Annotated in this window: 1 protein-coding gene; it reads left to right on the plus strand. The window is 47.1% G+C overall.

All coding sequences use genetic code 11. The features are described from left to right. Positions 1-102: 102 nt before the first annotated feature. Positions 103-1,143, plus strand: a complete 1,041-nt coding sequence (locus tag W822_RS45710; protein ID WP_024007555.1) for an IS481 family transposase — start codon at positions 103-105, stop codon at positions 1,141-1,143. Positions 1,144-1,200 lie beyond the last annotated feature (57 nt).

Genomic DNA, 1,200 nt, shown 5'->3' on the forward strand with positions numbered 1-1,200 from the left:
TGAACTAGTCTCGATCTGATCTGACAAAGTCCTTGAAAAAAGGAGAGTTACCCGTTTGAATGTAGGTGTCGAATCTGTATCCAAACAAAAAAGGTAACTCTCATGCTACATACTACCAATCCTATTATCAAACATAAAGCAGGTTTATTAAATCTGGCCGAAGAACTGCACAATGTGTCTCGGGCGTGCAAGGTGATGGGTGTCTCCCGAGATACATTCTATCGGTACCAGGAACTGGTCAACGAAGGCGGCGTAGACGCCCTGATCAATAAGTCCAAACGGGTTTCCAATCTAAAAAACCGTGTTGATGAAGCCACAGAACAAGCGGTAACAGAGATGGCCATTGAATTCCCTGCCTATGGGCAATTGCGGGTCAGCAATGAGCTCAGAAAGCGTGGAACATTCGTCTCCGGCAGCGGCGTGCGTTCGATTTGGGTGAGAAATAATCTGGAGAACTTCAGGAAACGGCTCAAGGCACTGGAGGAGCGAGTGGCTCGGGATGGAATTATTTTGTCTGATGAGCAGGTCGCGGCCCTGGAACGTAAGCAGCAAGACGACGTAGCTTGCGGAGAAATTGAAACAGAGCATCCTGGTTATCTGGGATCGCAAGACACATTTTATGTCGGCAATTTGAAGGGCGTCGGTCGAATTTATCAGCAGACGTATGTAGACACCTATTCCAAGGTTGCTCATTGCAAACTGTATACGACCAAGACCCCGATTACATCTGCTGACTTGCTCAATGACAAGGTATTGCCCTTCTACGAACAGCACGATCTGCCTGTGCTACGTATATTGACAGACAGGGGCACTGAGTTCTGCGGACGGGTTGATCATCATGACTATCAGCTGTATTTGGCAGTCAATGACATCGACCATACAAAAACCAAGGCCATGTCGCCCCAGACCAATGGCATTTGTGAACGCTTCCACAAAACGATTCTGCAGGAGTTCTATCAGATCACATTCAGAAGAACGCTATACAGTGATTTGGATGCTCTGCAGAAAGATCTGGACGTCTGGCTGGATTTTTATAACAATGAACGAACTCATCAAGGCAAGATGTGCTGCGGCAGAACGCCAATGCAGACCTTGCTTGAGGGTAAGGCGGTTTGGGAATCGAAGAATGTGAACCAAATCTAATCTGACAGACACTGCATTACAAGCGGGTAACTGTCAGATCATGTCTGAGCTAGTACA

The sequence above is a fragment of the Advenella kashmirensis W13003 genome (assembly GCF_000506985.1).
Taxonomy (GTDB): Bacteria; Pseudomonadota; Gammaproteobacteria; order Burkholderiales; family Burkholderiaceae_B; genus Advenella; species Advenella kashmirensis_A.

Coding starts and splice junctions, on each gene's coding strand:
- W822_RS45710 (WP_024007555.1), top strand. CDS start 103: ATGCTACATACTACCAATCCTATTATCAAACATAAAGCAGGTTTATTA.